This window comes from Neisseria sp. DTU_2020_1000833_1_SI_GRL_NUU_006, from assembly GCA_032388755.1.
Taxonomy (GTDB): domain Bacteria; phylum Pseudomonadota; class Gammaproteobacteria; order Burkholderiales; family Neisseriaceae; genus Neisseria; species Neisseria sicca_C.
In genome coordinates, this window is record CP135593.1 from 595,603 (window position 1) to 621,990 (window position 26,388).

Consider the following 26,388-nt stretch of genomic DNA (forward strand, 5'->3'; position numbering starts at 1 on the left):
TAAGAAAACCCTACCCGCCGCGCTCCGTATAAACGGAAAGCGGAGCGGCAAAACTTCTGTTTTCAGCCGGTTTTAGTAACGTGCCATCAGGCAAGACGCGCGGGAGATTTTAGTTGGAAGAATAGAAAGGCGCGGCTTTCTGAAGAATGATGTTATTGTTGAGAAGCATTTTTTATTGATAAAAGGCCGAGTCATTATGTTTTAAAACTCATAGGCTGGCAAGACGCTATCAGTGTCAAAATTGATTATTCACAAAGTTTGCACCGGAAAGGGATAGGATCGTCTGAAAACCAAAGCTTGGATTGAATAAGGTTTTTTGTTGAGGGGTGTTTCAGATGATGGTACGGCATTCGGTCAAAATATCGGGGCGATTCGAAAAATTTGCCTTCAGACGACCTTTACTTTACTTTGTTGCGTTACTACAATATTTTCATTTCGATATATCGGGTCGATTGCCTGCGTTTCCCGCAGATATATATCTCCCCGGAAGAACCACAAACAAACCCATCAGGAGCGCATCATGAACGCCTCGCAATTAATCAGCAGCCTGACTCAAACCGTCGGCGAAAAATACATCATCACCGACCCCGCGAAAACCGAACAATACCGCCAAGGCTACCGTTTCGGCGAGGGTAGGGCGTTGGCAGTGGTGCGCCCCGGAACCATTCTGGAAATGTGGAAAATTTTGCAGGCCTGCGTCGAAGCGGACGTGATTGTGATTACGCAGGCGGCGAATACCGGTTTGACGGGCGGCTCGACCCCCGACGGCAACGATTACGACCGCGACATCGTGATTGTAAACACCATGCGGATGAACATCATCCAAACCATCAACAACAACGAACAAGTCGTCTGCCTGCCCGGCTCTACCCTGAACCAGCTCGAATTGCTGCTGAAACCTTTGGGGCGCGAACCGCATTCGGTCATCGGCTCTTCCTGTATCGGCGCGTCTGTCTTGGGCGGCGTGTGCAACAATTCCGGCGGCGCATTGGTGCAGCGCGGCCCTGCCTACACGGAAATGGCGCTGTTCGCCCAAATCAACGAAGAGGGCCAACTGGAGCTGGTCAACCATTTGGGCATAGATTTGGGCGATACGCCCGAAGAAATCCTGACCAACCTTCAAGGTCATCACTATCAGAGAAAAGACATCACGCAAGACGCGGGTAAAGGACACGACCATGCCTATTGCGACCATGTCCGCCAAGTGGACGAGCCGACCGCCGCGCGCTTTAACGCCGACCCCGCGCGCCATTACGAAGCGTCCGGCTGCGCGGGCAAACTGATGGTTTTCGCCGTCCGCTTGGACACCTTCCCGCAAGAGAAACAAACCGCCGTGTTCTATATCGGCACTAACGACATCAACGAACTGACCGACATCCGCCGCGCCGCCTTGGGCGAATTTGAAAGCCTGCCCGTTTCCGGCGAATACATCCATCGCGACGCTTTCGATATTGCCGACGTGTACGGCAAAGACACGTTCTACGTCATCAAGAAATTCGGTACGCACCAACTGCCGAAATTATTTGATTTTAAAGCCAAAGTTGATCGCTTCGGCAAAAAAGTCAGCTTTCTGCCCAAACATTTTTCCGACAAGGTCATGCAGTTCGTCAGCAAATACCTACCCGACCACCTACCCAAATCCATGCGCGATTACCGCGACAAATACGAACACCATCTGATTCTGAAAATAGGCGGAAAAGGCGTGGATGAAGCGCGCGCGTTTTTGAAAGAGTATTTTGCGCACCACGGCGGCGCGTTTTTCGAATGCAACGCCGAAGAAACCCAAGCCGCCATGCTGCACCGTTTTGCCGTCGCCTCAGCCGCCATCCGCTACCGCGCCGTGCATGACGACGAAGTGGAAGATTTGGTGGCGCTGGACATCGCCCTGCGCCGCGACGACCGCGACTGGTTTGAAAAACTGCCGTCGGAAATCGACAATAAAATCATCCACAAACTCTACTACGGACATTTCATGTGCCACGTTTTCCATCAGGATTACATCATCAAAAAAGGCAACGACTGCATGGCATTGGAACACGAAATGCTGCATCTCTTAGACCAACGCGGCGCGCAGTATCCTGCCGAACACAACGTCGGACATTTATATGAGGCCAAACCCGCGCTCAAACAGTTCTACCGCAAACTAGACCCGACTAATAGCTTCAATCCGGGTATAGGCAAAACCAGTAAGAAGAAAAACTGGGCTGAATGATAAGGTTGGGATGGTATAAGTAAATGAAAGGTCGTCTGAAAACTGTATTCGGTTTTCAGACGACCTTTTTGCTTATAACTTTTGGTTTGTAGCACATAACCAATCAGTCTTTCCCGAAAAACGCCAATCGGAGTAGTATGCCATATTCCGTTCAATACACTGAAAACAAAGGTATAAATATGGCACGCTTAACCGTACACACCGTCGAAACCGCTCCCGAAGCAGCAAAACCCCGCGTCGAAGCCGCACTGAAAAGCAACGGCTTCATCCCGAACCTCATCGGCGTGCTGGCCAACGCGCCCGAAGCGTTGGCCTTCTATCAGGAAGTCGGCAAGCTGAACGCCGCCAACAGCCTGACTCCCGGCGAAGTGGAAGTCATCCAAATCATCGCCGCCCGCACCAACGAATGCGGTTTCTGCGTGGCAGGCCACACCAAGCTGGCGACCCTGAAAAAACTCCTGTCCGAACAATCCATCAAAGCCTCGCGCGCATTGGCGGCAGGCGAATTTGACGATGCCAAGTTGGGCGCGCTCGCTGCGTTTACCCAAGCCGTGATGGCGAAAAAAGGCGCGGTATCCGATGCCGAACTCAAAGCCTTCTTCGACGCCGGCTACAATCAGCAGCAGGCTGTCGAAGTCGTAATGGGCGTTGCCTTGGCAACTTTGTGCAACTACGTCAACAACGTCGCGCAAACAGACATCAACCCTGAATTGCAGGCATTCGCCTAATTCTGACCCAAGGTCGTCTGAAAAGCGTCGGCAAAACCGTTTGCCCGTTTTTAGACGACCTTTTTCAAAACCGCTGTCTCTGTAACAGACCGCGTCCCCTTTCAAACGGAACGCCCTTCCCGCGCCGTCTCCACCCATTTTCAAGGATAAGACCATGAACCGTGAAACCTTATTGTCTCAAGTTGCCGAACTCGTCAAAGCCAAACTCAAACCCTTAGTGGACGAAATCGACCGCAATGGTTTGTATCCCGAAGATTTTATGCGCGAACTCGGCGCCATCGGCGGTTTCGGCGCAGTCGGCACGGAAGCGGAAGGCGGCAACGGCTTGGGTTTGGCGACGCAAATCGCCGTCCTGCGCGAAGTCGGCAAAGAATGCGGCGCGACCTCGTTCAGCGCATGGTGTCAGGCGGCTTGCGCGTGGTATCTGCACCAAACACCCAACCAAGCCGTCAAAGACAAATACCTCGCCGACATCCTGCAAGGCAAAGTCTTGGCGGGTACGGGCATGTCCAATACCGTCAAACACCTCGCCGGCATTGAAAAACACAACCTTCAAGCCGAGCGCGTGGACGGCGGCTACAAAGTCAACGGCGCGCTGCCGTGGGTATCCAACATCGGCGAAGACCACATCTGGGCAAATACCGCCCAAATCGGCGACGGCTACGTCATGTTCATCACCGGCGGACAATGGGAAGGCGTGACCCTGCAAGCCTGCCCCGAATTCTGCGCCCTCGAAGGCACGCGCACGTTCAGCCTGAACTTCAAAGACGTATTCATCCCTGACGAAGACGTGATCGCTGCGCCCGAACAGTTCTCCGACTACATCTCCTCCATCAAGTCCGGCTTCATCCTGCTGCAAATCGGTATCGGCGCGGGCGTGATCGACGGCAGCCTCGGCATCATCCGCATCGCCAACGTCGTCAACGCCGAGGTCAACAGCTACCTCGACGACAGCTACGACAGCCTCAAAGCCGCCTTGGACGAAGCATGGCAAACCACCGAACGACTGGCAGACTTGGCTTGGAACAACACGCCCGACAACCTCGCTACGCTGAAACTGCGCGCAGCCGCCGCCGAGCTGACGCTTGCCGCCGCCCAATCCGCCGCCTTACACGCCGGCGCCAAAGGCTACCTCATGCGCAGCCCCGCCCAACGCCGCGTCCGCGAAGCCATGTTCGTCGCCATCGTTACCCCCGCGTTGAAACACTTGCGCAAAGAAATCGCGGCGCTGGAAGCGGCATAAGGGCTGAAACAGACTAACAAGAGGTCGTCTGAAAACCTTTTACCAACCGTTTTCAGACGACCTCAACCATCAGAAGGAACACACCATGGCACAATACATGTGCGGCCCCTGCGGCTGGATTTACGACGAAGACCTCGGCGATCCCGAACACGGCATCGCCCCCGGCACCAAGTTCGAAGACATCCCCGACGATTGGAAATGCCCCGAATGCGGCGTGGGCAAAGAAGACTTTTACCTGCTGGATTTTGTGATATAGCTTTATATAGTGGATTAAATTTAAATCAGGACAAGGCGACGAAGCCGCAGACAGTACAGATAGTACGGCAAGGCGAGGCAACGCCGTGCTGGTTTAAAGTTAATCCACTATACAAACTGAAAAGGTCGTCTGAAACGTTGGGTCAAACGGTTTCAGACGACCTTTTTCAATGAAGCTTTTTCATTTTTCGGATGGATAAACAGAAGTAAACGATAAGGCTTGGCTACTTCTTGTTTGAGTTTGTTCTAACAATCCGAGGAGGGGTTTTATTGAGGGAGACTTCAGGAGAAAAACAAAAAGCCGCTGTTTTTGCAGCGGCTTTTTGTCCGATTTGGCGGAAACGGTGGGATTCGAACCCACGGAGGATTTGCACCCTCAGCGGATTTCGAGTCCGCTGCATTCAGCCTCTCTGCCACGTTTCCGTAGAATAAAGTAAAACCAAATAAAAATGTTGTTGGCTGGGCTTCACTTCATTTTTATTTGGTTTTTCTATTTTCAAGAAATGGCGGAAGCGGTGAGATTCGAACTCACGGAGGGCTATCAACCCTCGACGGTTTTCAAGACCGTTGCATTAAACCGCTCTGCCACGCTTCCGTCTCTTGAAGCGGGAATAATAATGAAATTTGTCGGGTTTGCCAAGCGAAATTTTAAGGTGAATATTTAGTTTTTTGTTTTTACTTGGTTTGTTCTTTGCGCATGAACACCCATTCGGACTCGTTAGACGCGGCTGCGTTAAATGAGTAGCCTTCGTAATCAAAGTTTTTCAGCATTTCCGGGTCGGTAATATTATGTTCCGCCGCGTAGCGTACCATCAGTCCGCGCGCGCGTTTGGCGTAGAAGCTGATGATTTTGTATTTGCCGTTTTTTTCATCCTTGAAAACGGGGATAATCAGGCGGGCTTTGAGTTTTTTAGTGTTGACGGATTTGAAATATTCTTGCGAAGCGAGGTTGATTAATATGTCGCTGCCTGCTTGGGCAAGGGTGTCGTTCAGCAGGTCAGTGATGATGTCGCCCCAAAATTCATACAGGTTCTTACCGCGTGTGTTGGCAAACGCCGTTCCCATTTCCAAGCGGTAGGGCTGCATCAAATCCAGCGGACGCAGGACGCCGTAGAGGCCGGAAAGCAGGCGGACGTGTTGTTGCAGATATTGGATTTGTTCGGGTTTGAGGGTGTCTGCGGCGATGCCTTCGTAAACGTCGCCGTTGAACATAAAGACTGCCTGTTTTGCGTTGTCGGGGGTAAACGGTGTATGCCATTCGGCGTTGCGCTCGGCGTTTAAGAGGGCGATTTTGTCGGAAACATGCATCAGCTCGGCGATTTGCTGCGGGGCAAGTTCACGCAGTTGGCGCATCAGGATTTCGGCTTCCGCCAAGAGGTCGGGTTGGGTGAATTCTTTGACGGGCGCAGGGGCTTTTTCATTGAGGTTTTTAGCGGGGGAAAGGACGAAAAACATGATGGACTCGGAGATGTGATAAACAGCGGCATTGTAGGTTTAAAATGTTTTGTGGGCAAGTTTGATAAGTGAAGTAAATGCCGTTATAGCAAAGGCGGTTTATATGGATATAAAAAGGTCGTCTGAAACTTTTCAGACGACCTTTGGCGATAAACGGATTTATTGGGTGCTGATAATCCGGTTGATCTGCCATTCAAGAAACGGCGTATATGCCGAGGCGCGGCGGATAATGGCTTGGTCTTCGTTATCCGGCGTGCTTGGGCGGCTTTCGGCGGTTTGGATGTTTTTGTTGTCCCATTTGTGGAATGCTTTGCTGTGTTGATGATAGAAACCGCGTTCGGTAATGATGACTTCGGGGTTGTAGCCGTAGCCGCACCATGCGGAATCAGGTTGCGGGGCGGTGAGGTTGCAGCCGGTTTGGTAGTAGCGCGATTTGGACAGGCTTAAGTTGTAGAGGGTCGGCAGGATGTCTTTGTGCGAACCTGCGCGTTCGGGATGGTATTCGGCGTTGCCGCGGTAGGCTTGCGGAACGTAAAGGTAGAAGGGGACGCTGTGGCCGAGTGCGGCATCGGCGGATTCGGGATAGCCGATGGCGCGCATATTGTGGTCGCCGGTGGCGGCGATAATGGTGTCGGGCGCGATGGTTTTCACTTTGCCGATAAAGCGGCCGAGTTGGTCGTTGCTGTATCGGAAGGTGTTGAAAATTTCATTCAGCTCTTTGCCTGAGGCGAGGTTGGCAAGGCGTTTTTGCTCTTGTTCGTCCAAACGGAAGTTTTTCGCCTGATGCGGCGCGGGCAGGCGGTAGGGCGGATGGTTGGTCACGGACATCATCATGATGAATACGGGCGTGCCGCTTTTTTCGGCGCGCGCGAGTTCTTCTTCGGCATAACGGAACATGAATTCGTCGGGTACGCCCCATGTGTCGGATTTTGCCTCGGGATAGTGGGTTTTGAGGGTGTTTTCATCGATGATTTCGTTGACGCCCAAGTGCCGCAGGAAGGTGTCGAAATCGCGCCAGCCGCCGTTGCCCGCCGTAATATAGACGACGCGGTAGCCGGCATCGAGATAGGGTTTGAACATGTTGCCTGGGAAGGTTTTGTTTTTGGCAAGGGATTGGCTGAGGTTGAGGCGCGGGCTGCGGACGAAGAAGCGGTGCAGGGTGTCGCTGGTGCCGTCTCCCTCGGAAACGAATTTGCGGTACACCCAGTCTTGCTGCCAGTGTTTGCCCAGTTCGCCCAAGAGGTCCCGTTCGGGATTGTCCATGTTCAAAAGATGCGCGCTCATGCTTTCCATGACGGTGAGTACGACGTTGGGACGGTGTTTTTCGACGGCGGCGTTTGCGGCGGTTTGGGCAAAGAGCTGCGTCAAGTCGGCGTCGGTTTTTTTATCGAGCAGGGTACTGATGAGCCGGCTGCCGTCTTCGTCGGAGACGGGATGGAAGTCGTTGCTGTTGCGGTATTCGTTGACTGCCCAGCTTAGGGAGGTCAGGGCGTTGGGGACGAGTTTGTTGATTTGCGGTGCGGCAGAAATCTGCATGGCGGTCTGACGCAGGGGGAATTTGCCGAACGAGCCGCGTATGCCTGCGGCAAGCGCGAGGATAGGTAAGAGGACGGCGGCAATCCAAGCGGTTTTCCCCCATGAGGTCGTCTGAAAGCGGGTGCGGCGGTGGATGAGGCTGAAGATTTTGCCGAAAACGAAAGCTGCGGCAATCAAGGCGGCAAGACAGGGAATGACGGGATAGTCTGACCAGACGGTTTTCAGGACAGCGCGGGTATCTTCGTCCGCCAGCCCGAAGACGAAGACGTCAAATTGACGGTCGTAAACGCTGTAATAGAACCAGTTGCCCAGCGCGGCGGCAAAGACGGTCAGGAAAAGGACGGTTGCGACGGTAGGTAGGAGACGTAGGGTAAAGGCGGCGGTTTTCTGCGTAGCCAGTCCGAACAGCCCGATCAGGAAGGGGAAGGCGGCAGCAACGGAGGCGATTTTGATGTCGAACAACAGCCCTTTGGCAAACAAAGCCGCCAAATCGCCCGCATAACGGCTGCGGATGTCGTCTGAAACGAAATGGTGCAGCATGAAGAAACGTTCGGCGGAGAAAACGGCGACGATGGATGCCCATAAAATCAGGCAGATGAGGATGGTTTTCCGATAGGCGGTAAGGCGGGTCATCATAATTGGCGGGGAAGATGGGTTGGATGTAAATTTATATCAAATTTAGTAAGGTTTAATTTTACGGTTTAGCGGTGCGGCTTTCAAGATATGGCAAAAGATTATTGGGAATAGGAGGGGTTCAGACGACGCTTTATCCGACATTTCTGCGCTACTTCATTTATGTAGGAAGGGTTGCGCCGCTGTATGGGTATTTGGATTTTTGTTAAACCGGTTTGGGCGGTTTTATAGTGGATTAAATTTAAATCAGGACAAGGCGACGAAGCCGCAGACAGTACGGATAGTACGGCAAGGCGAGGTAACGCCGTCCTGGTTTAAAGTTAATCCACTATAAAGGAAAAAGGTCGTCTGAAAATCTTATCTCCCGTTTTCAGACGACCTTTGATGCGATGGCTGCCGCTTACAGCACTGATTTCAGAGTATCCACCACATTTTCCACGGTAAAGCCGAATTCTTTGAACAGCAGTTCGGCAGGGGCGGATTCGCCGAAGCGGTTGATACCGACGACTGCGCCGTTCAGTCCGACATATTTGTACCAGCCGTCGGCGTGTCCGGCTTCTACGGCGATGCGCGGCAGGCCTTCAGGCAGGACGGCGGCTTGATAGGCGGCGTCTTGGCGGTCGAAGACGTTGGTGGACGGCATGGAAACGACGCGTACGGCGATGTTTTGCGCGGCGAGGGCTTTTTGCGCTTCCAGAGCCAGATCGACTTCGGAACCGGTGGCAATGATGACGGCTTGGGCGTTGCCTTGGGCTTCGCTGATGACGTAGCCGCCGCGTTTAATGTCGTTCAGTTGTTGTTCGTTGCGCGCTTGGAATTTCAGGTTTTGACGGCTGAAAATCAGGCAGGACGGATGGTCTTTGGCTTTTACCGCTTCCGCCCATGCCACCAGCGATTCGGCGGTGTCGCACGGACGCCATACGTCCATGTTCGGAATCAGGCGCAGGGTGGCGGTTTGCTCGATGGGTTGGTGGGTCGGGCCGTCTTCGCCGAGGCCGATGGAATCGTGGGTGAAGACGAAGACGGGGTTGATTTTCATCAGCGCCGCCATGCGCAGGGCGTTGCGTTCGTATTCGCTGAACATCAGGAAAGTCGCGCCGAAGGGTTTTACGCCGCCATGCAGGGCAAGGCCGTTCATGATGGCACCCATGCCGAACTCGCGCACGCCGTAGTGGATGTAGTTGCCGCCTTTGTCGCGGGTAACGGAGACACTGCCCGACCAGTCGGTCAGGTTGGACGGAGTCAGGTCGGCAGAACCGCCCACCAGTTCAGGCAGCTCTTTAGCGAGGATTTCGATGCTGTTTTGGCTGGCTTTGCGGGTGGCGATGGTTTCGGCTTTGGCGCACACTTCTTTCAATGCGGCTTGAACGTATGCATCGAAATTGTCCGGCAGTTTTTTATCCATGCGGCGCACGAATTCTGCGGCTTCGGCAGGATATTTTGCTTGGTATTGCGCGAACAGCTCGTTCCATTCCGCTTCCAGTTTCGCGCCTTGTTCTTTCGCGCTCCATGCGTCGTAAATTTCTTGCGGGATTTCAAAGGCGGGGTAAGCCCAGCTCAAATGTTTACGCGTGGCTTCGATTTCATCCGCACCCAAAGGCGCGCCATGGGTTTTGTGGCTGCCTTCTTTGTTGGCGCTGCCTTTGCCGATTAAGGTTTTGCAGCAGATGAGGGACGGTTTGCCGGTTTCGGCGCGGGCGGCTTCGATAGCGGCTTGAATGGCGGCGGTGTCGTGGCCGTTTACATTGGGAACGACGTGCCAGCCGTAGCTTTCAAAGCGTTGCGGGATGTTTTCGGTAAACCAGCCGTCCACTTTGCCGTCGATGGAAATATTGTTGTCATCATATAAAACAATCAGTTTGCCCAAGCCCAAAGTGCCGGCGAGCGAACAGGCTTCGTGCGATACGCCTTCCATCAGGCAGCCATCGCCCATGAAGACGTAGGTGTAGTGATCAACGATGTTCAAACCGTCTTTATTAAATTCGGCGGCAAGGATTTTTTCCGCCGATGCCATACCCACCGCGTTGGCAATGCCTTGTCCCAACGGGCCGGTCGTAGTTTCCACGCCGTCGGTGTAGCCGTATTCGGGGTGGCCGGGGGTTTTGCTGTGCAGCTGGCGGAAATTTTTCAAGTCTTCAATGCTCAGGTTGTAGCCGGTCAGGTGCAACAGGCTGTACAACAGCATGGACGCGTGGCCGTTGGAGAGGATGAAGCGGTCGCGGTTGTAGAATTTGGGGTTGGCGGGGTTGTGGCGCAGGAATTTCGTCCACAATACTTCCGCCATTTCCGCCATACCCATGGGCGCGCCGGGGTGGCCGGAATTTGCTTTTTGAACGGCATCGGCCGAGAGGAAACGGATTGCGTTTGCCAGTTGAGACATTTTGTACCTTCCTTGCTGTATTGGTTTGAAACGGTAATAACGGTAAAGAAAATTCCGTTGATTATCGCCCGATTCGGTCAGGCTTTCAAGGATATGGGCGGCTTTCAGACGACCTTTCCGTCTATCAGAAGGACAACTTCAAACCGGTACGGCATCGGTTTCGCGTTGTCCTGTTTTAAAAATTGTCCGCATAAGGGGTCGTCTGAAACAGGCAAAGCAGATGAGATTAACTGTTATTCCGTTTTGAAACAGTAGTTTATAAATTTTTATCGGAGATATAGCGATTCGCTATAAGCATAGCGTCATCGGTTATATGCAACTGCTTGAATATCGCCGATTTCAGACTTGGGCAACGGAAAAATCAAAACGGGTGGCATATAAAAGCCAAGTAGGGCTTTTTGCTTTGGTCAAGCTCAAATGATATGATTCCGACGCATATAAAAGGTCGTCTGAAAAACCAATCAAACCAGTAATCAGAATAAAAGACCTGCGCGCAAACACACGAAGGAACACTGAAAAATGTCAACAGAAAACCAAGCCGAAAACGCTGTGTCAGAAGAAAAAAACGCTGCTCCGAAAGAGCAGTCCGAGAAACCGGCAAAAACCGCTCCGCCCAAACCCTCAAAACCCAAATCCAGCGTCATCCAAATCCATCCCGAAGGCGAACGCATCCATCCGAAAAAAGCGGAAGGGCGGTTCGCCAAATTGCGTATTGCCGCCGTATTGGCGACGCAGTTTGTGTTTTATGTGATTCCGTGGTTCAACTGGAGCGGCCGTCAGGCGGTGCTTTTCAATATTCCGGACCGACATTTCTTCATTTTCGGACTGTCGCTGGGTATGGGCGACTTGATTTACCTTGCTCTGTTGCTGATGATTTGCGCTTTCGGACTGTTTTGGTGGACGACGATTGCCGGACGTTTGTGGTGCGGTTATTCCTGCCCGCAGACGGTTTACACCGAAATCATGTTGTGGATCGACAACTTAGTCGAAGGCGACCGCAACAAACGCCTGAAGCTGGAAAAATCGCCGTGGAATTTCACTAAAATCCGCATCAAAGCAACTAAAGCCCTGCTGATTTTCCTTGTCTGCGCGTGGACAGGCATTACCTTTGCGGGCTGGTTTGTCCCGATCCGCCAGTTCGTTCCCGACTTGTTTGCCGGAGCAGCAGGCGGCGGCGCGATGTTTGCCGCAGCGTTTTACGGCTTCATGACCTTCTTCTTTGCCCACGTTATGCGCGAGAAAGTGTGTCTGCATATGTGTCCGTATGCACGCTTCCAAAGCGCGATGTTCGACAAAGACACGCTGATTATTTCTTACGATACCGAACGCGGCGAACCGCGCGGCGCACGCAAGAAAACTGCTAATAAGGAAGACAGCGGATTGGGCGATTGCATCAACTGCACCATGTGCGTACAGGTCTGTCCCGTCGGTATCGATATCCGCGACGGTTTGCAATACCAATGTATCGGCTGTGCGGCGTGTATTGATGCCTGCGACGAAATCATGGACAAAATGGGCTACCCGCGCGGTTTGATACGCTATACGACCGAAGGCGCGTTGGAACACGAATATCCTGAAAGCGACATCAAAAAACGCTTGAAACGTCCGCGTGTGGCGGGATACGGCGCTGTTTTGCTGGTGGTTATTATCGCTTTCTTGGTCGGACTTTCCACCCGTAAAATGGTCGAAGTCGATATTTTGAAAGACCGCGGCGTGATGGTGCGCGAAAACAGCAAAGGTTGGCTGGAAAACGCATACAACCTGCGCATTATCAACAATAGCGAAAACGAACAAGTGATGACTGCGGCAGTCAAAGGCTTTGAAGAAATTGCCCTGACCGGATTGCCGGAAGGCGGCGTGAAAATCGCACCGCGCCAAACGTTGACCATCCCTGTCCAAGTTTCCACCATTCCCGAATACGCCGACAAGGGCAGCCATCCGATTGAGTTTACCTTCACTTATCGCGAAACCGGCAAAGCAGATGGCAAACCCACTATCTTGGAAGAAGAAGCAACCTTTATCGGAGAATAAAACGTGTCCGAGCAAAAACAAGTCAAACCTTGGTACAAACACATTTGGCCGTGGGTGTTGATGGCGGGGCCTATTTTCGTCGTGATTGCCAGTGTCGCCATGTTCTTCGTCGCCAAAGAACATGCAACCGATTTGGTAACGGACGACTATTACAAAGACGGCAAACACATCGACATCCAGCTTCACCGCGATGAAGAGGCAGTGAAGCGGCATATGCAGGTGCAAGTGCTGATCAGTCCGGATAAAGATGCTGCCAAAGTCTTTGTCAGCGGAGAATTTGATCCCAAACAGCCTTTGAATCTCCTTTTGATGCACCCGACTAAAAAATCGGAAGACCAAACTGTCAAACTGCGCGTCGTCAGCGCGGAAATCCAAAACGGCCGTATGGAGTATGAAGCGACTTTCAAACCCCTGCCGCCGACCAACCATTGGTATCTGCGCGTGGAAGACAGTTCAGGTGTTTGGCGGGTGGAAGACAAATGGATCGTCAGCCAAGGCAATGCGATCAATTTGACCCCTATGGACAAATTGTTTGGTAATGCCGATCAGAAACCGAAAGATTCAGGACAGTAGTTTGTTTGACAGGCTCAAAAGGTCGTCTGAAAAATTTCAGACGACCTTCATACTGTAAGGTTTGTGATGATGTTGGCGCAAATATAGTGGATTAACTTTAAACCAGTACGGCGTTGCCTCGCCTTAGCTCAAAGAGAACGATTCTCTAAGGTGCTGAAGCACCAAGTGAATCGGTTCCGTACTATCTGTACTGTCTGCGGCTTCGTTGCCTTGTCCTGATTTAAAGTTAATCCACTATAAAGAGGGTAGGGGATATGGCAGTATCGGTTGTAAACGTAGCTGAATGACTGCTAAGGCAGAGCAATCGTTTTCAGACGACCTCGGTCGTCATGGAAGGAACAAGGATAAGATATGAGCAAACGCTGGCGTAGGCTGACGGACAACGAAATCAAAATGGCAAAGCTGATTTTTGCCGACAGCATTGATTACGCCTGCGTCAAAATTTATCGCGGCATTCCTTGTCTGCCTACCATGCAGGTTGCCGTTTCGCCCAATGGGAACATCTATTTCCCGCGTAATAACTGCCCTGACGACTTCGCCCTTGCTTCCGCGTCCTATCAAATATGGATGATTCATGAATTGACCCATGTTTGGCAGTATCAGCAAGGCTTTAAAACTTGGTTGGGCGGATTATTTTTGTTCGTCAGCGGAGGTTACCGTCACCGTCGTGCCTATCTCTATCCCAAGCTGTCCGATATTTGTCATTTCAGTATGCTGAATATGGAGCAGCAGGCGGATTTATTGGCGCATTATTACGCGTCGTGTTATCTAAAAGGCAACATATACAACGCCCAAAATCAAACCTTTCAAAGCGTTTTAAAGTCATTTATTGACGACCCGTGCCAAAAAGAATGGCTGCCTCAATGCAGGTTTTATCGAAAAAACAAACGGATTTGAAGGCTTTTGCTGTCTGAAAGATGGTGAAAACATATGCTTTCAGACAGACAAGTCCGTTATAATAGGCAAATTAACTATCATAACCACATCAAAGGTAAATCATGCCTTGGAACATACCGATTTTTCTGACTTGGATGCGTGTTTTGCTGATTCCGGTCTTTACTTTGCTGTTTTTCCTGCCAAAAGGGTGGATTGCACCGGAAACCGTCAATTGGACTGCCGCTATCATTTTCGCACTCGCAGCCGTAACCGATTGGTTTGACGGATTTTTAGCAAGGCTTTGGAAGCAAACCTCCGATTTCGGCGCCTTCCTCGATCCCGTTGCGGATAAATTAATGGTAGCGACCGCATTATTGCTGCTGGTCAGCCTTGGTCGTACTTATGTTATTTTCGCCATTATCATCATCGGCAGGGAAATCACCATTTCCGCTTTGAGGGAATGGATGGCGCAAATGGGCAGACGCAGCAGCGTTGCCGTTGCCACCATCGGCAAATTTAAAACCGCCGCGCAAATGGTTGCCATATTTTTATTGCTCTTAGCCTCTAATCAGTTTGACAATATTTTTTACCAGACAGGTAACATATTGATGTTTATCGCATCTGTATTAACACTCTGGTCAATGTTCTATTATCTGAAAATGGCATGGCAGGAAATCAAATAAAAAATAAAACAAACCTCTTGACGACAAGTTTCAAATCCATAATAATTGCGTCTTCTTCGGAAACAGCAGCAAAAACAGATATTCGGCGGGAATAGCTCAGTTGGTAGAGCGCAACCTTGCCAAGGTTGAGGTCGCGAGTTCGAGACTCGTTTCCCGCTCCAAATGAATCCTGTCTTAGTTGATATAAAGTTTCTCCGATGCGGGAATAGCTCAGTTGGTAGAGCGCAACCTTGCCAAGGTTGAGGTCGCGAGTTCGAGACTCGTTTCCCGCTCCACAGTTTAATTTTCAGATGTGTCCCATGCGGGAATAGCTCAGTTGGTAGAGCGCAACCTTGCCAAGGTTGAGGTCGCGAGTTCGAGACTCGTTTCCCGCTCCATCCTTAAGGCACATTTGGATATGCGGGAATAGCTCAGTTGGTAGAGCGCAACCTTGCCAAGGTTGAGGTCGCGAGTTCGAGACTCGTTTCCCGCTCCAGTTTAAATACTACCTGGTAGTTTGTTTGGCGAGATAGCAAAGTGGTTATGCAGCGGATTGCAAATCCGTCTACGCCGGTTCGATTCCGACTCTCGCCTCCACTCATTTCATGGCGGGGTGGCAGAGTGTTTATGCTATAAGGGGTGCAACCCTTATACAGGCCGGTTCAAATCCGCGCCCCCGCCTCCAAATTTTCAATATAAAACAGTCTGCGCCCGGGTGGTGAAATAGGTAGACACAACGGACTTAAAATCCGTCGGCCCTAAACCGGCCGTGCCGGTTCGATTCCGGCTCCGGGCACCACAGCCGCTTTTAAAGCGGTTATTTTTTTGCCTATTGCAGTCTAACACCGTAAACCAAAGCCAAGACAGATAAGGCTTTCCGCTGGTTTTGGTATCTATTTGTCATCTAATCCCGCCTAATCCGCCCTAATTGAAGAAACCTAAAATTTACGGTATCTTTTGCGGTATCTGAAAAATACCTCGAAAAAATACCGTAAAAATGAAGCTGAACGACCGCCAAATCAAAAACGCCAAGCCCGCCGAAAAACCATTCAAGCTGAATGACGGGAAGGGCTTGTATCTGTATATCAATAGGAACGGCGGGAAGTTATGGCGGTTTGACTTTTCGTATAACGGCAAACGGAAAACGCTTTCAATCGGCAAATATCCGACCGTATTACTGGTAGAAGCCCGCCAAGCCGCCGAAAACGCCTGCCGCTTGCTTGTATCGGGGCAAGACTCCGGCGAAGCCAAACAACAGGAAAAGCGCGAACGGCAAGCCGCCGTCATTAATACCTTTCGGAACATCGCCGCCGAGTGGCACAAACACCGTGAAACGGGATTGACAGGCAATCACGCCGCCCGTGTATGGGACAGCTTGGAAAAGGACGTTTCCCTGCGCTGGGCAGTTTGCCCGTCAGTGAAATCAAAGTCAGTCAGGTAAAAGCGGTGGCAGCAAGGGGAGCGCTTGAAACGGCGGGGCGGATATTGCAGCGCATCAAGTCTGTTTTCACTTATGCGATACGGACGGAGCGGGCAAAGAACCACCCCGCTGTTCCTTTGGTAGGTTTAATCAAAGCCCCAAAAAAGAAACATCAGCCCGCATTACCGCAATCCGAGCTGACCGAGTTTTACCGTCGTTTGATGTTGGAACAAGCCGAACAGCAAACAAAAATAGCCATGCAGCTAATCATGCTGACCTTTGTCAGAAATGGAGAGCTTAGGACAGCGGAATGGTCGGAATTTGATTTAGACGGGGCAGAATGGAGCATACCCGTCGCCAAGATGAAGATGAAAGCCCCGCATATCGTCCCCCTTGCCGATTGGACGCTTGAACTCTTGGTAGAAATGAAGGAGCTGACAGGATATAGCCGTTATCTGTTCCCATCGGTAAAAGACCCTGACAAGTATATGAGTGAAAACAACGCGACGTTTTCCTACACCTAATGTCCTATGGAAGCTTTTATGCAGTGAACTATGTAATTTAATTGGTTATTTAAAAGGTCGTCTGAAAAGTATTTTTCAGACGACCTTTGCTCATTTCGACAACTTTTAAATCAGTTCCAAATCTGGGCCGGCGTTTTGGGCGCGGCGGCTGCGCAGTTGGATGTCCAAACGCAGGTCGTGGGCGGAGTCGGCGTTTTTAATAGCGTCTTGGAAGCTGATGTCGCCGCGTTCGTACAGCTCGTAAAGCGCTTGGTCGAAGGTTTGCATGCCCATGGCGGTAGATTTTTTCATCATTTCTTTAATGCCGTGGATTTCGCCTTTTTGAATCATCTCGGAAATAATCGGCGAATTGAGCAGGATTTCCACTGCGGCTACGCGGCCCTTGCCGCCTTCACGGGGAATCAGGCGTTGCGAGATGAAGGCTTGCAGGTTGAGCGACAAGTCGGTCAAAAGCTGGGTGCGGCGCTCTTCGGGGAAGAAGTTGATGATGCGGTCAAGCGCCTGGTTGGAGTTGTTGGCGTGCAGCGTGGCGAGACAGAGGTGGCCTGTTTCGGCGAACGCCAAGGCGTAGTCCATGGTTTCGCGGTCGCGAATCTCGCCGATGAGGATGACGTCCGGCGCCTGACGCAGGGTGTTTTTCAGTGCGGCAAACCAGTTTTCAGTATCCACGCCGACTTCGCGCTGGGTAATGATGCTTTTTTTGTGTTGATGGACAAACTCAATCGGGTCTTCGATGGTGATGATGTGGTCTTGGCAATTTTCATTGCGGTGGTCAACCATCGCAGCGAGCGAGGTCGATTTGCCCGAACCGGTACCGCCGACGAAAATCACGAGGCCGCGTTTTTTCATCACCACGTCTTTCAAGACGGGCGGCAGATTGAGGCTGTCGAAATTCGGGATTTTGCTGGTAATGGATCGGAACACCAACGCCGTCGCGCCGCGCTGCACCATGGCATTGACACGGAAGCGGCTGGTGTCGGGCAGGCTGATGGCGAAGTTGCATTCGTTGGTGGAGGAAAACTCTTCGATTTGTTTGGTGGACATAATCGAAAAAGCGATTTCCATGCATTTTTCGGAGGTCAGCGGCTCGTCGGTAATCGGCGTGATTTTGCCGTCCACTTTCATCGCAGGCGGGAAATTGGTCGTAATAAAGAGGTCGGAGCCTTTGTATTTGTTCATATGGCGCAGCCAAGTGAACAATTCGTCTTTTGCGCTGGGAGGATTGGTCATCATGATATTGGGTAATTTCGGTGGTTATTTTATTAAAATGGATTATATCAAATAAATCATGATACATAAAAATGGCAAGATTACCGTATCGAATAATAAGACAGGCGGGCAATATGGCGGATTCAATACGGGTATGGAATGCCGCCGCTGCTGTTATAATACCGCCCACAATTTTATGGAAAGGTAAAAAATGTCTGTACAAACAGTTGCGGTCATCGGCGCGATGGAGCAGGAAATCGAGCTTTTGCGCGAAGCAATGGGTAACGTCAAAAGCGTGTCTTTCGGTAAGTTTACCGCCTACGAAGGCGAGATAGCGGGCAAACGCATGGTATTGGTATTGAGCGGCATCGGCAAGGTCAACGCTGCGGTTTCAACGGCTTGGGTTATCCATCAATTCACGCCTGACTGCGTCATCAATACCGGCAGTGCGGGCGGCTTGGGCAAAGGTTTGAAAGTCGGCGACGTAGTGATCGGCACGGAAATCGCGCACCACGACGTCGATGTAACGGCGTTCGGCTATGTTTGGGGACAAGTGCCGCAACTGCCCGCCGTATTTGTTTCAGACGACCTCTTGGTCGGCAAGGCAAAACAGGCGGCGGAAGTGTTTGAAGGCGCGGCGGTAGAACAAGGTTTGATTGTCAGCGGCGACCGCTTTGTCCATAGCAGCGAAGGCGTGGCGGAAATCCGCAGCCACTTCCCCGAAGTCAAAGCGGTGGAAATGGAAGCAGCGGCGATTGCGCAAGCTTGCCACCAGTTGAACACGCCTTTCGTCGTGATCCGCGCGATGTCTGACTCGGCGGATGAAAAAGCGGACATCAGCTTTGAAGAGTTTTTGAAAACGGCGGCGGCAAGCTCGGCGAAAATGGTGGAAAAGATTGTCGCGTCGCTGTAAAACACGCATAAAATCATGCGGAAACAGTAAATTTCCGCTAGAATGTCAGGCTATTTCACTTTGCCTGAAGGTCGTCTGAACGGTCTATTTGATTTTCAGACGACCTTTTCAAAATCACTGCTTATCTTTCAAAATAACAATATGAAAAATATCCGAAACTTCTCCATCATTGCCCACATCGACCACGGCAAATCGACGCTTGCCGACCGCTTCATCCAATACTGCGGCGGCTTGGATTTGCGCGAAATGAGTACGCAGGTGCTCGACTCCATGGACATCGAAAAAGAGCGCGGCATCACCATCAAAGCGCAAACCGCCGCGCTCAACTACAAAGCACGCGACGGACAGGTGTATCAGCTCAACCTGATTGACACGCCGGGACACGTCGACTTTTCTTACGAAGTTTCCCGTTCGCTGTCCGCCTGCGAAGGCGCTCTGTTGGTCGTTGACGCATCGCAAGGCGTGGAAGCGCAAACCGTGGCGAACTGTTATACCGCGATTGATTTGGGCGTGGAAGTCGTGCCTGTTTTGAACAAAATCGACCTGCCCGCCGCCGACCCCGAACGCGTGGAACAGGAAATCGAAGACATCATCGGCATCGATGCCGTCGGCGCGGTGCAATGTTCCGCCAAAAGCGGCATCGGTGTGGAAGACGTTTTGGAAGAAATCGTTGCCAAAATCCCCGCGCCGACCGGCGATGAAAACGCGCCGCTGCAAGCCGTTATCGTCGATTCGTGGTTTGACAACTACGTCGGCGTGGTCATGTTGATCCGTGTGAAAAACGGCATCATCAAGCTGAAAGACAAAGTGCGCTTTATGAGCACCAAGGCGGAAACTCAGGTTGAGCAACTGGGCGTATTCACACCGAAATCGGTTCAAAAACAAGAACTCAAAGCCGGTGAAGTGGGCTTTTTGATTACCGGCGTGAAAGAATTGGGACAGGCGAAAGTCGGCGATACGGTGACTTTGGTTGCCAACCCCGCTTCTGAGCCGCTGCCCGGCTTCCAAGAAGTACAAAGCCAAGTATTCGCGGGACTCTACCCCGTGGAAAGCCACGACTACGAAGCTTTGCGCGACGCTTTGGAAAAATTGCAGCTTAACGATGCTTCGTTGAAATTCGAACCTGAAGTTTCTCAGGCATTGGGCTTCGGCTTCCGCTGCGGCTTCTTGGGTCTGCTGCACTTGGAAATCGTGCAGGAACGCTTGGAGCGCGAGTTTGACATGGATTTGATTACCACCGCGCCGACGGTGGTTTATGAAGTCGTGTTGAAGAGCGGCGAAAAAATCGAAGTCGAAAACCCGTCCAAACTGCCCGACATCGGCAGCATCGAAACCATTCTCGAGCCGATTATTACCGCGACCATCCTCGTGCCGCAGGAATACGTCGGCAACGTCATGACTTTGTGTAACCAAAAGCGCGGCGTGCAGGTCAATATGCAGTACATGGGTCGTCAAGTCATGCTGACTTACGATTTGCCCATGAACGAAGTTGTAATGGATTTTTTCGACAAACTCAAATCCACTTCGCGCGGCTATGCCTCGCTGGACTACCATTTCAAAGAGTTCCAACCGTCTGATTTGATTAAGCTCGACATCATGGTCAACGGCGAAAAAGTCGATGCCCTGAGCCTGATTGTGCACCGCCAAAGCGCCGTTCACCGAGGCCGCGAACTGGCAGCGAAAATGCGCGAGCTGATTCCGCGCCAAATGTTCGACATCGCCGTCCAAGCCGCCATCGGCAGCCAGATTATCGCCCGCGAAAACGTCAAAGCCCTGCGTAAAAACGTCTTGGCGAAATGTTACGGCGGCGATATTACCCGTAAGAAAAAACTTCTCGAAAAACAAAAAGCAGGCAAACGCCGCATGAAACAAGTGGGCAACGTGGAAATCCCGCAAAGCGCGTTCTTGGCGATTCTGCAAGTGAGCGACAAATAATGAGCACAAATTTAATCTACGGCGCGATTGCCGCCATCGTTATCGGCATTTTCCTTTATTTCATAAGCAGCAAAGAACGTCAGGAAAACGGAGAATGGAGCTCCGGTCTGCAATGGGCGTATCTTTTGTGCATGATCGGCGTTTTCGGCATCCTGTCTTTTTACATGAGCTTTACCGCCGTATTGCTGATATTTGTCGTATTCACCGGCATCGTTTGGGCAATCCACAAAGGTCGTCTGAAAAAAGACCCGTCGCACCAGGACAAAGCCCACTTTACCGACTACATGAGCGGCTTTTTCCCGATCATCCTCGTCGTCTTCATCCTGCGCACCTTCATCGCCGAACCATTCCAAATCCCATCCAGCTCCATGCGCCCGGGCTTGGTTAAAGGCGACTTCATCCTCGTAAACAAATTCGCCTACGGCATCAGAACCCCGATTATCAACAACGTCCTGATTCCGACCGGACAAATCGAGCGCGGCGACGTCGTCGTGTTCAACTACCCCGTCCAGCCTGAAATGAACTACATCAAGCGCATCGTCGGACTGCCGGGCGATACCGTCGAATACCGCGACAAAGTCCTGACCGTCAACGGACAAGTTGCCCCCGACCAACCGAACGGCACTTATTCCTACCCTGACGATACCGAGCCGTCCGCAATCCACAACCCCGAACTTTTTCAGACGACCCTCAACGGCAAAACCTTCAACATCCTGAAAGAGCCGGGACAGCCCACCATCTCGATCCCCGCGCTCGACAAATACCGTATGGAAATCATGCCTGAAAACGATTATTCCGTAGAGCAAAGCGGTTTGGAACACTGCCAATACGCCGAAGACGGCAGCGGCTTTACCTGCAAAGTGCCCGAAGGCCGTTACTTCGCCATGGGCGACAACCGCGACAACAGCGCCGACTCCCGCTACTGGGGCTTTGTGGACGACAAACTTATCGTCGGAAAAGCCTTCTTCGTGTGGATGAACTTCGGCGATTACAGCCGCATCGGCAGCAGCATCCAATAAGTTGCCCGTTTCATTCCGATAAAGCCAAAGGTCGTCTGAAAATCAGTTTTCAGACGACCTTTGGCTTTTCGGCGGAATAACTTGAAAGCAGGTTCTCATCATTGTCAATTTCCAGTTATCTATGCGGAAGCGGTTTTGTTTTGAAACCTGATCTGTATGGTTAAGTTTCCGAAGCGTACTGATTTTTCTCAGGAGAAGCCGGAAGGGAAATAAAATATTGCACCTACTTATTATTCTTTCGGATTCGCGTTACCATGCACAATCCTTTTCATCACTTTAAATCCTCATGCCAATCCGTTGCCGAGTAAGTTCATGAATATCCGTTCCGACTCTTATGCAGCACCATTTCTCATCTTCGGCTGCGTCTTATTCGGGCTGGGAAGCCTGATCGTCAGATTCGTCCCCGTAGGCCCGTATGCAGTTGCATTTTGGCGGCTGCTGATTGCGGCGGGCGTGTTTTGGCTGCTCTGCCGTTTTTTCGGGCAAAAGCTGCCTAAAAGCAGAAGGGCGGTCAAATATGCCATGTTGTCCGGCATATTTCTGGCGTTTGATTTGTCATTGTGGCATGAAAGCGTATATGCGGTGGGGCCCGGGATTTCCACATTGCTCAACAGCTTGCAGATATTTTTCCTGTCTGCCATCGGATTTTTCTTTTTTCAAGAACGCTTGAACAGCCTGCAAGTTGTGAGCCTGATATTGGCAGTTGGCGGGATTGTCCTAATCGGCAGTCCCGAGTTCAACCACAATGCCCACGCCTTATGGGGCTTTGTCAGCGGAATTGCGTCGGGCGGGCTTTTGGCATTGTCTATGGTGTTCGTCCGCAAAACGCATGAAGTCGAAAGGGTGGCGCTTTTTCCGATGATGATGGTTTTGAGTTTCGGCGGCGCGTTGTCCCTGATTGTCCCCGCGCTGATTTTCGACAGCAACGCCCTATACCCGGCGCGATGGCGCGATATAGGCTTGGTCTTGATATACGGCGTGGTCATGCAATGTTTGGCATGGGGGATGATTGCCTATGCAATTCCGCTGCTGTCCCTGTCTTTAACCGGTTTGCTGTTGCTTTCCGAACCTGTTGCCGCTTTACTGATTGATTATTTTTGGCTGGACAAGCCGATCAACACTTTACAGTGGTTTGGTGTTGTTTTGACTTTGTCGGCGATTTATCTTGGTTCTTTAAAACCGAAAAACACAAATTAAACCGTATTGGGAAATAAAAGGTCGTCTGAAAACCGTTTTCAGACGACCTTTTATTTCAATATTATTGATAGGTGTAATGCCGAAAAAAATCTGCGTTTCTATATATAAACGGATGTCGGGACAATCGTGCCTTTACTTCCATTTTCTTTAATAGCATAATGAATAAAAATTATTATCAGAATGTGGATGGAAAAACAGAGTTGCGGATCTAGATAGGCTGTGGTGTGTCCATTCCTATGTTTGGCGCAGCTCAAATCCATCTTAGAGGGATTCTGTTAAACAGCCCGGCTGAAGCCCGTGCTACCTAACCAGGAGATTGAAAAATGGAACTGAAAAGACGTGATTTCTTAAAAATGACCGCCGCACTGGCAGCGGCAGGCGTTTCGCCTTCATTGTTGGCTGCCGGTAAAGAACAATTTACCGTGTACGGCGCGCCGGCGATGCCCAGCGTCACTATTGCAGTAGCGGCGTTGCAGGGCAAGCTGGCGAAGCAGGCAGATGTGTCGCTCAAGGTTTGGCGTTCGCCCGACCAGCTTCGCGCGGGCGTGGCGAGCGGGCAATTTAAAGTGATGATGAGTCCGAGCAATGTCGGCTTGAACCTGCGCAACCAAGGGCAGAAAGTCGGCATGGTGAATATTTTGACCAACGGCATCACGCAGTTGGTCTGCAAAGGCAGCGCGATTGCCTCGCCGCAGGATTTGGTCGGCAAAAAAATCCTTGTGCCGTTTAAAAACGACATGCCCGACATCGTGCTGCAAGCCTTGTTGAAAAAACTGAAAATCGACGCGCACAAAGTCGGCATCACTTACACTGCCACGCCGCCCGAAGCAGTAGGGCTGTTTTTGAGTAAGGACTACCACGCCGCCATCCTGCCCGAACCGATGGCGAGCGCGGGTATGCTCAAAGGCAAAACTATGGGCGTGAACGTCGTGCGCGGTTTTGATTTGGTGAAAGCATGGGGACAGGCGTTTGACACCAAACCGCTGATTCCGATGGCGGGCATCATCGCCAACGAAGAATATTTTCACGCACACAAAGCGCAGTTTGACATCTTCCATCAAGATTTGAAAAACGCGCTCAACTGGATACTGGCCAACCGCCAAAGCGCGGCAAAAATCGGCAAAAACTACCTCCCCGCCCCCGAACCCGCCCTAGTCATGGGCTTGGACGGCGCGCGGCTGACGGTAACCAAAGGCAGCGAAGTGAAGAACGAGATTTTGAAGTTTTACGAAATCCTGATGCAGTTCAACCCGAAACTTCTGGGCGGCAAGCTGCCGGATAATGGGTTCTTCTTGGCTTAACGGGGGGGGGAGAAAGGCCGTCTGAAAAGGGGGAGGGTGGTCGTGAATGCCTGATTTACCATTTTTCAGACGACCTATCAGCAACGTAGGTCGGATTCTTGAATCCGACATTTCGGTTAAAAGGGCTGTCGGATACGAGTATCCGACCTACTTTTTCAGACGACCTATCAGCAGCGTAGGTCGGGTTCTTGAACCTGATATTTTGGCTAAACGGGGCTGTCGGATACGAGTATCCGACCTACTTTTTTCAGACGACCTATCATCCCCAAACCATCCCCATCAACCAACACACAAACCATGATTAAAACCGACAAAATACGCAAACCGCAGCCTGCGGTGTTTTACATCATTGACTACCTTTGGAGCGGCTTTGCCGGTTTGAGCGTGGCGATGATGGTAGTGGCGTTGTGGGCGTGGGGCAGCGCCGTGTTCGGCGAGTTTATGCTGCCTGCGCCGGTGGAGGTGTTTCAAAAGTCGTTTGATTTATTGAAACATTTTCAGGAAAACGAAATCGGGATTTCGCTGTGGCGGTCGGTGGTGGGCATTTCGGTTGCGCTGGCGGCGGGATTGGCGGCGGGGCTGGTGGCGGGCAGATTTAAGACGGCGATGGCGTTGCTCAAGCCTGTGATTACGGTTTTGTTGGCGATGCCGCCGATTATTTGGGTGGTGATGGCGTTGTTTTGGTTCGGTTTCGGCAATCCGAGCGTGCTGTTTACCATCATTGTGTTGGTTGCGCCGCTGACGTTTGCGAGTGTGGCGGTCGGAATGGCGAGCGTGAACAAACAGCATGAGGAATTGTTTGATGCTTATAAATTAGGCCGTCTGAAAAAAATCCGTTATCTGTATATCCCGCATCTGACGGGCTATGTGATTTCCAGCATCGGCGTAGCGGTGGCGATGGGGGTGAAGGTGGTGATTATGGCGGAACTCTTGGGCGCGAGCGAAGGCGTGGGCGCGCGGATTGCGGACGCGAGGGCGATGTTGGAGACTTCGACGGTGATGGCTTATGTGGTGTTGGTTATCGTGTTTGTGTCGCTGTTTGAATACCTGATTACCAAGCCTTTGGAAATTTTGTTTATGCCGTGGAGAAGATGATGCTCTATCTTGAAAACGTGCGTTTTGAAATTCTCCGCGATCCCATTGTGCGCGATTTCAGTTTGAACCTGCAACACGGCGAAGTAAAAGCTTTGTTCGGGCCGAGCGGCTGCGGCAAGACGACGGTTTTGCGGCTGATTGCGGGTTTGGAAACGCCGAAATCGGGCACGATACGCAATACTTTCCGCAAAACGGGTTTTCTGTTTCAGGAAAACCGCCTGCCGGAAAACTTGACCGCGATGCAGAATATCGCTATTTTTATGGACAAACCCGATGAAGGCGAAATCGTCGCGCTGGCGGCGAAAGTCGGGCTGACTGCGGGCGATTTGAACAAATATCCGACCGAATTGTCCGGCGGCATGGCGAAACGGGTAGCATTTTTGCGCCTGCTGCTGTGTGGTTGCGACCTTGCTTTGCTGGACGAGCCGTTTGTCGGTTTGGACCGCGATTTACGCGATATTTTGGTTGCCATGCTGGTGGAAAAAATCGAGCGGCAGGGCATGGCGTGTATGCTGGTAACGCACGACCGATTCGAAGCCGCGCGCCTGAGCCATGAAATCATGCTGCTTTCCACTAAGGGCATGAACGTGCAAAACGTGATAACCCTGCCCACGCCGTTGTCCGAACGCGATTCGGCTTTTGAAGAAACCGTGGTGGCAAGAGAGTTTCAGGGGATTCATTATTATGAGTGATGAGGGGAAATTTGAATATCTGACGAACCTTGCGGTTCGTTGCCCTCTCCCTAACCCTCTCCCACGGGGCGAGGGGATCAGGTTGCTGAAGATCAGAGAATGTAGAATTGGGAATCAGATGGCAGGTAAACCTGAAAATGCTCGGATTCGATAGCCCTAGCCCTCTCCCTGTGGGAGAGGGCTAGGGAGAGGGTAAGCAAGCCGCAGGCTTGCCTCTTCGGTGAAAGGTACGAATCTGTTGTCCGAACGCGATTCGGCTTTTGAAGAAGCCGTGGTGGCAAGGGAGTTTCAGGGGATTCATTATTATGAGTGATACGGGCATTTGAGTGTCTGACGAACCTTGCGGTTCGTTGCCCTCTTCCTAACCCTCTCCTACGGGGAAAGGGGACCAGGTTTCTCAAAATCAGAGAGCCGTAGAATTGGGAATCAGATGTCAGGTAAACCTGAAAATGTTCAGGCTCGACAGCCCAATTCCCTCTCCCCATGGGAGAGGGCTAGG

Annotated in this window: 21 protein-coding genes, 9 tRNA genes and 2 pseudogenes; 26 read left to right on the forward strand and 6 right to left on the reverse strand. The window is 51.5% G+C overall.

Features of this window, described 5'->3' with window-relative positions; translation table 11 throughout:
* Window positions 1-520 precede the first annotated feature (520 nt).
* From dld to RSJ68_02790, 5 genes and pseudogenes are all read left to right on the forward strand, one after another.
* Complete coding sequence (dld, locus tag RSJ68_02770) at window positions 521-2,212, forward strand: D-lactate dehydrogenase (GenBank protein WNU97686.1); 1,692 nt, start codon at window positions 521-523, stop codon at window positions 2,210-2,212.
* Window positions 2,213-2,391: 179 nt separating this feature from the next.
* Window positions 2,392-2,940, forward strand: a complete 549-nt coding sequence (locus tag RSJ68_02775) for a carboxymuconolactone decarboxylase family protein (protein WNU97687.1) — start codon at window positions 2,392-2,394, stop codon at window positions 2,938-2,940.
* 154 nt (window positions 2,941-3,094) lie between these two features.
* Window positions 3,095-4,183 carry an acyl-CoA dehydrogenase family protein gene (locus tag RSJ68_02780; GenBank protein WNU97688.1) on the forward strand — a complete coding sequence of 363 codons (1,089 nt, stop codon included), beginning with the start codon at window positions 3,095-3,097 and terminating at the stop codon, window positions 4,181-4,183.
* 85 nt (window positions 4,184-4,268) lie between these two features.
* Window positions 4,269-4,439, forward strand: a complete 171-nt coding sequence (locus tag RSJ68_02785; GenBank protein ID WNU97689.1) for a rubredoxin — start codon at window positions 4,269-4,271, stop codon at window positions 4,437-4,439.
* A gap of 5 nt (window positions 4,440-4,444) precedes the next feature.
* Window positions 4,445-4,579: pseudogene (locus RSJ68_02790) on the forward strand (IS5/IS1182 family transposase).
* Window positions 4,580-4,771: 192 nt separating this feature from the next.
* Here RSJ68_02790 and RSJ68_02795 read toward each other — a convergent pair.
* The 5 genes from RSJ68_02795 to tkt all read right to left on the reverse strand — a co-directional run bounded on the left by RSJ68_02795 (window position 4,772) and on the right by tkt (window position 10,442).
* Window positions 4,772-4,861: transfer RNA gene (locus RSJ68_02795), tRNA-Ser, on the reverse strand.
* 81 nt (window positions 4,862-4,942) lie between these two features.
* Window positions 4,943-5,033 (reverse strand) — tRNA-Ser (locus RSJ68_02800).
* Between the two features lie 80 nt (window positions 5,034-5,113).
* On the reverse strand, window positions 5,114-5,893 hold the full coding sequence (gene yaaA / locus RSJ68_02805; GenBank protein WNU97690.1) for a peroxide stress protein YaaA: 780 nt from the start codon (window positions 5,891-5,893) through the stop codon (window positions 5,114-5,116).
* A gap of 159 nt (window positions 5,894-6,052) precedes the next feature.
* Window positions 6,053-8,065 (reverse strand): LTA synthase family protein, encoded by a 2,013-nt coding sequence (locus tag RSJ68_02810; GenBank protein WNU97691.1) that lies wholly within the window; start codon window positions 8,063-8,065, stop codon window positions 6,053-6,055.
* A 397-nt stretch (window positions 8,066-8,462) separates the two neighbouring features.
* On the reverse strand, window positions 8,463-10,442 hold the full coding sequence (tkt, locus tag RSJ68_02815; GenBank protein ID WNU97692.1) for a transketolase: 1,980 nt from the start codon (window positions 10,440-10,442) through the stop codon (window positions 8,463-8,465).
* A 519-nt stretch (window positions 10,443-10,961) separates the two neighbouring features.
* Here tkt and ccoG point away from each other — a divergent pair.
* The 13 genes from ccoG to RSJ68_02880 all read left to right on the forward strand — a co-directional run bounded on the left by ccoG (window position 10,962) and on the right by RSJ68_02880 (window position 16,528).
* A complete protein-coding gene (gene ccoG, locus RSJ68_02820; GenBank protein WNU97693.1) occupies window positions 10,962-12,473 on the forward strand; it encodes a cytochrome c oxidase accessory protein CcoG in 1,512 nt (503 codons plus the stop codon).
* Window positions 12,474-12,476: 3 nt separating this feature from the next.
* A complete protein-coding gene (locus tag RSJ68_02825) occupies window positions 12,477-13,046 on the forward strand; it encodes a FixH family protein (GenBank protein WNU97694.1) in 570 nt (189 codons plus the stop codon).
* A 351-nt stretch (window positions 13,047-13,397) separates the two neighbouring features.
* Window positions 13,398-13,943 (forward strand): type IV secretion protein Rhs, encoded by a 546-nt coding sequence (locus RSJ68_02830; protein ID WNU97695.1) that lies wholly within the window; start codon window positions 13,398-13,400, stop codon window positions 13,941-13,943.
* 101 nt (window positions 13,944-14,044) lie between these two features.
* Window positions 14,045-14,605, forward strand: coding sequence for a CDP-diacylglycerol--glycerol-3-phosphate 3-phosphatidyltransferase (pgsA, locus tag RSJ68_02835; protein WNU97696.1), 561 nt, complete (start codon window positions 14,045-14,047; stop codon window positions 14,603-14,605).
* Window positions 14,606-14,690: 85 nt separating this feature from the next.
* A tRNA-Gly gene (locus RSJ68_02840) sits at window positions 14,691-14,766 on the forward strand.
* A 38-nt stretch (window positions 14,767-14,804) separates the two neighbouring features.
* A tRNA-Gly gene (locus RSJ68_02845) sits at window positions 14,805-14,880 on the forward strand.
* 26 nt (window positions 14,881-14,906) lie between these two features.
* Window positions 14,907-14,982: transfer RNA gene (locus tag RSJ68_02850), tRNA-Gly, on the forward strand.
* 22 nt (window positions 14,983-15,004) lie between these two features.
* Window positions 15,005-15,080, forward strand: a tRNA-Gly gene (locus RSJ68_02855).
* Window positions 15,081-15,107: 27 nt separating this feature from the next.
* Window positions 15,108-15,181: transfer RNA gene (locus tag RSJ68_02860), tRNA-Cys, on the forward strand.
* Between the two features lie 10 nt (window positions 15,182-15,191).
* Window positions 15,192-15,269, forward strand: a tRNA-Cys gene (locus RSJ68_02865).
* Between the two features lie 24 nt (window positions 15,270-15,293).
* Window positions 15,294-15,383 (forward strand) — tRNA-Leu (locus RSJ68_02870).
* Window positions 15,384-15,581: 198 nt separating this feature from the next.
* Complete coding sequence (locus RSJ68_02875; GenBank protein ID WNU97697.1) at window positions 15,582-16,025, forward strand: Arm DNA-binding domain-containing protein; 444 nt, start codon at window positions 15,582-15,584, stop codon at window positions 16,023-16,025.
* Entirely contained in the window at window positions 15,950-16,528 is a 579-nt protein-coding gene (locus RSJ68_02880; GenBank protein ID WNU97698.1) for a tyrosine-type recombinase/integrase, read from the forward strand. Before RSJ68_02875 ends, RSJ68_02880 begins: the two co-directional genes overlap by 76 nt.
* A 105-nt stretch (window positions 16,529-16,633) precedes the next feature.
* Here the strand turns inward: RSJ68_02880 and RSJ68_02885 are convergent, their stop codons facing one another.
* A complete protein-coding gene (locus RSJ68_02885) occupies window positions 16,634-17,761 on the reverse strand; it encodes a PilT/PilU family type 4a pilus ATPase (GenBank protein ID WNU97699.1) in 1,128 nt (375 codons plus the stop codon).
* Window positions 17,762-17,948: 187 nt separating this feature from the next.
* Here RSJ68_02885 and RSJ68_02890 point away from each other — a divergent pair, with 187 nt between their 5' ends.
* The 8 genes and pseudogenes from RSJ68_02890 to RSJ68_02925 all read left to right on the forward strand — a co-directional run bounded on the left by RSJ68_02890 (window position 17,949) and on the right by RSJ68_02925 (window position 26,202).
* A complete protein-coding gene (locus RSJ68_02890; protein WNU97700.1) occupies window positions 17,949-18,650 on the forward strand; it encodes a 5'-methylthioadenosine/adenosylhomocysteine nucleosidase in 702 nt (233 codons plus the stop codon).
* A 141-nt stretch (window positions 18,651-18,791) separates the two neighbouring features.
* The gene (lepA, locus tag RSJ68_02895; protein ID WNU97701.1) at window positions 18,792-20,585 is read left to right on the forward strand and encodes a translation elongation factor 4; all 1,794 of its coding nucleotides are present in this window, start codon (window positions 18,792-18,794) and stop codon (window positions 20,583-20,585) included.
* Window positions 20,585-21,604 (forward strand): signal peptidase I, encoded by a 1,020-nt coding sequence (gene lepB / locus RSJ68_02900; GenBank protein WNU97702.1) that lies wholly within the window; start codon window positions 20,585-20,587, stop codon window positions 21,602-21,604. The genes lepA and lepB overlap by 1 nt, the downstream gene beginning before the upstream one ends.
* Before the next feature lie 312 nt (window positions 21,605-21,916).
* The gene (locus RSJ68_02905; protein WNU97703.1) at window positions 21,917-22,801 is read left to right on the forward strand and encodes a DMT family transporter; all 885 of its coding nucleotides are present in this window, start codon (window positions 21,917-21,919) and stop codon (window positions 22,799-22,801) included.
* 323 nt (window positions 22,802-23,124) lie between these two features.
* Complete coding sequence (locus RSJ68_02910; GenBank protein ID WNU97704.1) at window positions 23,125-24,102, forward strand: ABC transporter substrate-binding protein; 978 nt, start codon at window positions 23,125-23,127, stop codon at window positions 24,100-24,102.
* Between the two features lie 297 nt (window positions 24,103-24,399).
* Window positions 24,400-25,197 carry an ABC transporter permease subunit gene (locus tag RSJ68_02915; protein ID WNU97705.1) on the forward strand — a complete coding sequence of 266 codons (798 nt, stop codon included), beginning with the start codon at window positions 24,400-24,402 and terminating at the stop codon, window positions 25,195-25,197.
* Window positions 25,197-25,889 (forward strand): ATP-binding cassette domain-containing protein, encoded by a 693-nt coding sequence (locus tag RSJ68_02920; GenBank protein WNU98335.1) that lies wholly within the window; start codon window positions 25,197-25,199, stop codon window positions 25,887-25,889. The genes RSJ68_02915 and RSJ68_02920 overlap by 1 nt, the downstream gene beginning before the upstream one ends.
* 238 nt (window positions 25,890-26,127) lie before the next feature.
* Window positions 26,128-26,202, forward strand: a pseudogene (locus RSJ68_02925) (ABC transporter ATP-binding protein).
* Window positions 26,203-26,388: the final 186 nt, after the last annotated feature.

Bases quoted from the DNA above. Each gene is read 5' to 3' on its own strand.
- RSJ68_02890 (WNU97700.1), top strand. From the start codon at position 17,949: ATGTCTGTACAAACAGTTGCGGTCATCGGCGCGATGGAGCAGGAAATC.
- RSJ68_02785 (WNU97689.1), top strand. From the start codon at position 4,269: ATGGCACAATACATGTGCGGCCCCTGCGGCTGGATTTACGACGAAGAC.
- pgsA (WNU97696.1), top strand. From the start codon at position 14,045: ATGCCTTGGAACATACCGATTTTTCTGACTTGGATGCGTGTTTTGCTG.
- lepB (WNU97702.1), top strand. From the start codon at position 20,585: ATGAGCACAAATTTAATCTACGGCGCGATTGCCGCCATCGTTATCGGC.
- ccoG (WNU97693.1), top strand. From the start codon at position 10,962: ATGTCAACAGAAAACCAAGCCGAAAACGCTGTGTCAGAAGAAAAAAAC.
- RSJ68_02780 (WNU97688.1), top strand. From the start codon at position 3,095: ATGAACCGTGAAACCTTATTGTCTCAAGTTGCCGAACTCGTCAAAGCC.
- tkt (WNU97692.1), bottom strand. From the start codon at position 10,442: ATGTCTCAACTGGCAAACGCAATCCGTTTCCTCTCGGCCGATGCCGTT.
- RSJ68_02910 (WNU97704.1), top strand. From the start codon at position 23,125: ATGGAACTGAAAAGACGTGATTTCTTAAAAATGACCGCCGCACTGGCA.
- RSJ68_02885 (WNU97699.1), bottom strand. From the start codon at position 17,761: ATGATGACCAATCCTCCCAGCGCAAAAGACGAATTGTTCACTTGGCTG.
- yaaA (WNU97690.1), bottom strand. From the start codon at position 5,893: ATGTTTTTCGTCCTTTCCCCCGCTAAAAACCTCAATGAAAAAGCCCCT.
- RSJ68_02775 (WNU97687.1), top strand. From the start codon at position 2,392: ATGGCACGCTTAACCGTACACACCGTCGAAACCGCTCCCGAAGCAGCA.
- RSJ68_02880 (WNU97698.1), top strand. From the start codon at position 15,950: ATGGGACAGCTTGGAAAAGGACGTTTCCCTGCGCTGGGCAGTTTGCCC.
- RSJ68_02830 (WNU97695.1), top strand. From the start codon at position 13,398: ATGAGCAAACGCTGGCGTAGGCTGACGGACAACGAAATCAAAATGGCA.
- RSJ68_02905 (WNU97703.1), top strand. From the start codon at position 21,917: ATGAATATCCGTTCCGACTCTTATGCAGCACCATTTCTCATCTTCGGC.
- RSJ68_02810 (WNU97691.1), bottom strand. From the start codon at position 8,065: ATGATGACCCGCCTTACCGCCTATCGGAAAACCATCCTCATCTGCCTG.
- RSJ68_02915 (WNU97705.1), top strand. From the start codon at position 24,400: ATGATTAAAACCGACAAAATACGCAAACCGCAGCCTGCGGTGTTTTAC.
- RSJ68_02875 (WNU97697.1), top strand. From the start codon at position 15,582: ATGAAGCTGAACGACCGCCAAATCAAAAACGCCAAGCCCGCCGAAAAA.
- dld (WNU97686.1), top strand. From the start codon at position 521: ATGAACGCCTCGCAATTAATCAGCAGCCTGACTCAAACCGTCGGCGAA.
- lepA (WNU97701.1), top strand. From the start codon at position 18,792: ATGAAAAATATCCGAAACTTCTCCATCATTGCCCACATCGACCACGGC.
- RSJ68_02920 (WNU98335.1), top strand. From the start codon at position 25,197: ATGCTCTATCTTGAAAACGTGCGTTTTGAAATTCTCCGCGATCCCATT.